This is a genomic window from Paenibacillus sp. P4_A7 (genome assembly GCF_056402455.1).
In genome coordinates, this window is the sequence record NZ_JBFUHJ010000264.1 from 1 (window position 1) to 7,585 (window position 7,585).

The window sequence follows — 7,585 nt, forward strand, 5'->3', positions numbered from 1 at the left end:
AATAAAAGGGAGGTCATCCCGCAGCAGCATTCGAATGCTTGCTCGGGATGACCTCCCTTTCTTTTGAAACTGATTGACTCTTCATTTTTCCGTTGTCGCTAAAGTTCTGAAATTAGTAGAGACATTTATCTTCAGCACATAGTACTGTTCATCCGTCTTAGGGTCAGCCATACGAAACGCAGTGGATTCTCAATCAGCACCGACCTTGCATCAGGAATATAGGGAAAGGTCGTCGGATCACACTTCGGCTCCAGCATCGTCGTGATCCGCTCTTTTAAAAGATTCGATTTCTCCAGCCATTCTGTTTTGCGAGTGCTTCTACATAAAAATAATCACCGTATATTAAGGAAACATTTACGTTTTGACCGGCTGGCCGATGGCCTGTACCCTGTCTCAGCAGCCCTTGCTCATCCTCCTGCACCCATGTCGCAAATCGTGAAGTCAAAGATTGCAATATGCGATCTGCCGCATCCGCATAAAGCAGCGATTCAGGACCTTGCAGGCATGCCGCAATTTCCAGCAAGCCGGAAGCAGCGCAGGATGCCGCCGAAGTATCCTTCGGCTCTCGGTCAGTCTCAGGCACTCGAAAATCCCAAGGCGGAACATGTTCCTCCGGCAACGCAGCTAGAAAATAATGAGCTATTCTCTGAGCAGCATGTAAAAACCTCTGCTCTCCCGTGTAACGATAGCAATTCGCCAAACCGTACAAAGCCCATGCCTGCCCTCTGCTCCAAGCTGATTGAGGAGCATAGCCTTGGCCGCCAAGCTCTTCTAAAAATGCGCCTGACTCCGCATCAAAGCTTGCGATATGACAGACGGAGCCGTCCGCCCGCATAAATTTTTCAAGCACAGTATCTGCATGAGCGACCGCAATATGTCTGTATCTTGGATCGCCTGTTTGCTCGGAAGCCCAGAATAATAGGGATAGATTCATCGTGGAGTCGATAATAGCCCAGCCTGTAAACTCTTGATTCCATGCCCTTAAATACCGCCCGGCCAAGTTAAACCTTCCCGCTAAGAAGTTCGCGGCAGCCAGTCCTCTTCGAAGCGCATCTGCATCTCCGGTGAGCTTATATTTAATAACAGCTGTCGGCAAAAATTGAAAGCCGACATCATGATGCAAATTGGATTCCGTTACAAAGCATTGCTCCAGCTTCCCGTCCCATCCCCAAGCATGCTCGCGATACCGCTCTTCGCTAGTCATATCATACATGATCCACAGAATGCCAGGCCAAAATCCGGAAGTCCACCAGTCCAGCCGCATATGATCATATACGCCATCGATCGTTTTATGCGGAGACTTGTCTCCGATCTGCACTATCATTCTCTCCACCCGCGGAATTAGAAGACTATCCCATATTGCCGCCATGGCGTACGCCCCCCAAAATAATTGTAGATTGGCTTGCTGTGTTTTACCGCCGCAATTGTCAACAGAGGCATTCGATTGCTGCTATAGAGAACGATCTCATCTCCTGCTTGCATTTGCAGACGAACGAGCTTGTTGTCCTCGCAGTCCACCACATATGCATCACCAAGCTCAATGCCATTTACCACTCGAACCGCCTTCACGACACCTTGCTCCGGCAAATCTGATTGAATCAAACATGGCTCTCCCGACAAGCTCTTTATCCGAATGAAGCTGGTCGTTCCTTCTTTTCTGACCGCGCTGACTAGAAATCCGCCTTCAGCTCGTAAATTATGGAAGGCTGTATCCTGCCATTCCTTTGGTACAGCTGGAAATACGCGAATACGATCCCCCCAGCTTTGCAGCAGCATATCCTGCAACGCTTCCGCACCAGCAAGCGGTGTCTCAATTACTGGTCCCGCTTCCTTATACATCGTGTTCGGCGTAATCATGAGCAGCAGCGTCCGCAAACATTGCAGTGCCGTATCCCCAAGTCCCAATGTCGCTGCAATAGAAGCTGCACCGGTGAAACTAAAGCCGCGCAGATCCCCCTCAAGACTTAGCCAATGCTGCAGCGACTTGTAAATAAGCTCCCATTCCCCTTCCTTTTCACCCGAGATGAGGTGGAGCGGAAATACGGCCAGCATATGGCTGAAATGCCGATGCCCGAAGGCCATTGGCATATCCTTGCCCACTTGAAAGCCGGTATCGTCGATCGGCAGCGGCGCTAATCGATCAAGCACATCCCTCCAACAGTCCGCTCTGCTGTCCTCTAATTGCAGCCGCTCGCAGGCAGCAAGCAGCGTCGTGCATCCCCAACGCAGAAGAGCAAGATCATAATGACAATCCGCAACTGTCAGACGTTTGAAAGAGCCGTACTCCGGCGATATTGTCGGCGGCAAATGCAGCTTACCATCCTCGCCTTCCGTGAGCAGATGCAAATAATAATTAACGCTTCTCTTTAGCAGCGGATACAGCATGTCCCGCAGCAGCGACTCATCCATTGTATAACGGTAATGCCGCCATATATTATGACAAACCCAGGTCAAATTGCCGATCTCATCGTCAACTTCACTTCTCATATCGGGACCGCTGCTTCTACCGAGACCAGCGCTGTCGAATCGATAAGCCTCTGCTACATTTGCAATCAATCTCTCTTCATTGCGTTTCAGAGCTCCGATGAGTGATTCACCCAGCTCCAGACGATTAGCGGTATATGCAGGAGAATAGCTCATCTGAACATTCATATTGAACCAAGCGCCCGGCCAAGGTGTAGTCGTCAGCCAAGGACCCGTATTATCAAGCAATGGCGCATCCGCCCTCACAGCTGACGCAAGCTTATACATTTGAATCCAATAGAAGCTCTCCAGCTGCGCATCGGGAATGGATAAAAAGCTTTGCTCATAATACCGATGCCACCAATCGCGATGCATGCTCACCCAATCTTCCAAAGAGCAGTCTGCCGCAGCTTGAACCTCCTGCACAGCCCTTAAGCAATCCGATTCCTCGCATCCATTCACTAAGGAGAACCATGCCATTTTGTGAGCATCTGAGAAGGCCTGCTCCTTCCATGCTGTCACACAGCCTCTCCCGCTGCCAAAGCGCTGCAGCCCCACTTCCGCATCACGGAGCTGCAGCCGCTCCACCTCTGCTTCTGGTTTGTATTGATTCACATTAATCCCGTCAGAATGCTTCAGAACTGTCGACAGCTCCGTGTGCGGAACCCATTTAATGACCGTTTTCCGCTCGCCCTCTGACATTTCAAGCTCGATAAATACCACAGGTTTTTCACTATGGACGAAAGCGCGCAGCCGCACCTCGCCCTTCGTCGTCGTGATGTCAGCACGAAACTCAGCATTCCATAAGTCAAGCCTCATAGCGGTCGGCTGATAAACCCAACCTTCAAGCATGAGATGAAGCTCTCCGACTGGAACTCGAGGATCAAAATCCGTAATGCCGCCAGTATCAGCGGTTACATCTGTACGGCCCAGCACAAACCGCAGCAGCCCCCTATGGCTTGAATGCYCCTCTCCATAAACCATCGCACCAATTGATCCATTGCCTATAAAAGCCCCTGCCTCCCAAGACAGAGGCCTAACAACCCAATCCATATCATGCTTGTCAAGGAACGTTTCCCAATCCTGATTAAGCCGAACGGCGCTCATTTCTTCGCTCTTATATTCCAAACAGAACTTCCTCCTCACCGTGACAAGCTCTATTTATCCTTTAATCGCACCGATCATCGCACCCTTAACAAAATACTTTTGCAGGAATGGATAGACCAGCAATATGGGTACCGTCGCCACCATAATCGTTGCGTACTTTAACGTTGCTGAGAGCATCGCCATATCCTCCATTGCCGCTCCTTCCGCCATTGCGCTTGCCTCGCCCTGAAGCAAAATTTCTCGCATAATTAATTGCAACGGAAACTTTTCGCGATCCTGCAGGAAGATCGAAGCATTGAACCAAGCATTCCAATGGCTGACCCCATAGTAARGCAGAATAACAGCTACAACAGGCAGTGAGAGCGGTAAAATGATTCGAAACAGGATAACGAAATCGTTAGCTCCGTCCATTTTCGCTGACTCCTCAAGACTTACCGGAATTGCCTCAAACGCCGTCCGCATAATGATGAGATTAAACGTATTGACCGCAACTGGGATTATAAGCGCCCAAAGCGAATTCCGAAGACCCAGATTCATCACAGAAAAGTAAAATGGAATGAGTCCCCCACTAAAAAACATAGTAAATACGAAAAACAGCATAATTTGCTTGCGGTAAGCAAGTGTTCGGCGCGACAGCGCATATGCCCCAAACGATGTTAATAGAATGTTAATACCCAAGCCAAAGACGAGTATAAACAAAGTGTTCAAATAACCAGAGCCTATCATCGGATTTCGGAATACATTCTTATATGCATCAAAAGAGAAGCCAAGCGGCCTCCACAGCGCCCCTTTATGAGCCATCAGCTGAGAAGCATCACTGAACGACGCGAAAGCGACATACAGCAATGGATATATCGTTACAACCATCAGCAGGATTAGTAATATATAGTTTCCAATATCAAATAGCCTGTTGCCCCAAGATTCTGTTCTCACCATCAATACCTCCCTGCTACCATAGACTTGTGTCATTCAGCTTGCGGCTAATCCAATTAGAAGAAATAACGAGAATAAAACCGATTACTGAATTGAATAAACCGACTGCCGAGCTAAAGCTATAATTGAAATCTTGCAGCCCTACCCGGTAAACATAAGATGAAATAACGTCAGCAGTCTCGTAAACGCCGGGATTGTACAGCAAAATAATTTTTTCAAAGCCGAGATTCATCATACGTCCCAAATTTAAAATCAACAGCACCATAATCGTGGGCAGAATGCCTGGAACCGTGATGTGCTTCATCTGCTTCCATCTTCCGGCTCCATCGATCTTCGCCGCTTCATATTGCTCTTGATCAATTCCTGTTAGTGCTGCTAAATAGATGATCGTACCCCAGCCGATACTCTGCCATATATCTGTAGACACATAAATCGCTCTGAACAAGCTCGGCTCCAGAAGTAAAGAGATGCGCTCACCGCCAAAAAAAGCAATGATGTCATTAATGATTCCGCTGCTTGACGTAAAATCCTTAATGATTCCACAAATGACGACAAGCGATATAAAATGGGGCAAATAAGTAATCGTCTGAACAGTTCTTTTGAAAAACTGCGCTTTAACCTCATTGAGCAGAAGCGCCAATATAATCGGAGCAGGAAAGCCAAATATCAAATCATAGAAGCTAATCATAAAAGTATTGCGAATCGTTCTCCAGAAATAAGCGCCTTGGAAAAAATCAATAAAATGCCCCAAGCCTGCCCACGGGCTTCCTAAAATGCCTAGACGCGGTGAAAAATCTTTAAAAGCAATGATAGCGCCATACATCGGCTGGTAATGAAATAAAAGATAATAGGCGATCAACGGAAGAAGCATCATATATAAATATTTGTTTTTGCGTATATCGAACAGTACGCGAATTATCACGTTAGCCTTCATAATAACTCCTCTCCATCCTGAGCAATTAGGCTGCGGATAGGAAGCGACACTGGCACTGGCACCAACATCAGCACCAGTACCGCCAGCGCTTTTCATCCACAGCCTTGCCGATTCATTATCTTGCTTCGTAACGATCTAGTGCCGATTGATAGATTTCTGTTACGCGGTCAATGCCCATCGTTTTAATCCGCGCTACATAGTCATCAAATTTATCCAGCGACTCTCTTCCCATTACAAACAACATGAACATTTCTTCCTTATAGCTTGTTACTGCAGTTAAAATTTTTGCAACCTCTTGGCTTTCCTCCACTGTTGGAGTAAGGAATCCTGGAAGCATATGTTTTAGAGCGTCTGTCTCTCCCCATACAACAGCAGCGTCATCCATCTCAGGGAAGGTATTAAAGTTCTTTCTTGAATCGCCAAGGAATGGCCCGTTCGGCTTCGTAAATTGCGATACCATTTGCTGTAAGTTATGTTTGGGATCTTTAAGAATTTTATCTGTAAATGTCGGAACGCCATCTACCATCGTGTAGCTTTCGCCTTCGATCCCGAAGTTAAACAATAATGCTCCCTGCTCGCTGAACGCATAATCAAGCCATTTTACGACAAGCTCAGGGTTTTTAGCARCACTTGTAACCGCTTTGCTTGCAGCAGGATTAAATTCAAAACTGCGTTGACCCATAAATGCTCGTTCACCTTTATTCAAGGTCGGATAAGGAGCAGGGACCAGATGATAGCTCTCATTGCTCTTCTTGCCAGTCTCCATCCATCTGCCGAGACCGCCGGAAGTAAGATGAACTGTTGCACCGGACTCTCCGCTCAGCATTTTTGCATCAAGCGCCTTCGTTTCTGTATTCAATGAAAAATCTTTATCAAACAGTCCTTCCTCATACCACTTGCGCAGCAAAGCCAGCGCATCCTTGAATTGAGGGTCAGTCGGACCATATTGCACCTTGCCGCTATCGTCAATGTAATGACGATTCGCTGTACCGTAAGCACCAATGAAAGCATCCTGCAAATTGACTTCATTATTATACAAAGCCGTCAAAGGAGCCGTTGCTCCCTTTTCTTGTTTAAACGCTTTCAAAACGGTGTACCATTCATCAATAGTCGTCGGAACCGCAAGCTTCAGATCATCAAGCCAGTCTTTACGAATAATCGGACCGCGGAATACGAGGCCGTTGTCCGGACGAATCATCGGGAATACGTAATAGGTGCCGTTATCCGTCTTCATCATTTTATCCAGCTCAGGATTTTCATTAAGCAGTTTCTTCAAGTTAGGAGCGTGCTGATCAATCAAATCGTTTAATGGTATGATAGCTTCGTCATTAATCGCTTTCTCAGGACCGCCAGGATACTCCTTCGTCCAGTCCACTTCAATTACATCTGTCAAATTGTTCGAAGCGATCATCAGGTTGAATTGCTCTTTACGTTGTCCGCTGGCAGGGTGCGTATACTTCACCTTAATGCCTGTTTCCTTCTCTAATTGCTGGCCAAACGGCGATTCTGCTAAATTGGAATAGAAAGTAATCAGATTATCATTGACCTCTTCCCAAGAGGTGATCGATTCCTTCGTATCCACTGGATATACACCTGCCGGCTCACCTGAAGGCTCTGATGTTGCAGGCTGATTTGTTTCCTTCTGAGACGATGTATTGCCTTTATTGCCGCTGCTTGTAGACTGATTCGAGTTCGAGCATGCCGCTAATATACCGAAAACAAGAACAATAGTAATYAGGATGCTGCTGCTTTTCTTCAACGAGCTGAACTGTACTTTCATTGAAATCCCCCTTGATCCTTATTAGTGAGTGCACTCTACGCCAATTATTAGCTATTTTACAGCAATAAATAAATCATCAAAACGTAAAACAACCGTCAAAAGATTAAATGAACGATCATTAATTTCATAAAATAGGTGTAAAAGAGAAAGCCGCTCTAGCGAACTGGAGCGGCTTCGTTCATCTCTCTATATTTACCCGGGGTAACGCCTTCAAACTTTTTAAAAATACGATTAAAGGTGTTGATATCGCCGTAGCCAACCGCTCGGGATATTTCATTAACAGGGCATTTATTCGACAGCAGCATCTGCTTCGCGTCCATTAAGCGCGTCTTATTAATGAAATCCAGAAGCGTCTCTCCTGTCGCATC

General features: G+C 46.7%; 6 protein-coding genes. All 6 read right to left on the reverse strand.

What is annotated here, in order from left to right; translation table 11 throughout:
- Nucleotides 1-274: 274 nt before the first annotated feature.
- Nucleotides 275-1,369 (reverse strand): glycoside hydrolase family 88 protein, encoded by a 1,095-nt coding sequence (locus AC1DWN_RS23010; protein ID WP_477561231.1) that lies wholly within the window; start codon nt 1,367-1,369, stop codon nt 275-277.
- A complete protein-coding gene (locus AC1DWN_RS23015; RefSeq protein ID WP_477561232.1) occupies nt 1,342-3,591 on the reverse strand; it encodes a glycosyl hydrolase family 95 catalytic domain-containing protein in 2,250 nt (749 codons plus the stop codon). Before AC1DWN_RS23015 ends, AC1DWN_RS23010 begins: the two co-directional genes overlap by 28 nt.
- A 33-nt stretch (nt 3,592-3,624) precedes the next feature.
- Entirely contained in the window at nt 3,625-4,506 is an 882-nt protein-coding gene (locus AC1DWN_RS23020; RefSeq protein WP_477561233.1) for a carbohydrate ABC transporter permease, read from the reverse strand.
- A 13-nt stretch (nt 4,507-4,519) separates the two neighbouring features.
- Nucleotides 4,520-5,437: an ABC transporter permease gene (locus AC1DWN_RS23025; protein ID WP_477561236.1), complete on the reverse strand. Its 918-nt coding sequence runs from the start codon at nt 5,435-5,437 to the stop codon at nt 4,520-4,522.
- A 115-nt stretch (nt 5,438-5,552) separates the two neighbouring features.
- Nucleotides 5,553-7,217, reverse strand: coding sequence for an extracellular solute-binding protein (locus AC1DWN_RS23030; protein ID WP_477561234.1), 1,665 nt, complete (start codon nt 7,215-7,217; stop codon nt 5,553-5,555).
- A gap of 155 nt (nt 7,218-7,372) precedes the next feature.
- The coding region (locus tag AC1DWN_RS23035; protein WP_477561235.1) for a helix-turn-helix domain-containing protein at nt 7,373-7,585 on the reverse strand (213 nt) is incomplete at its 5' end.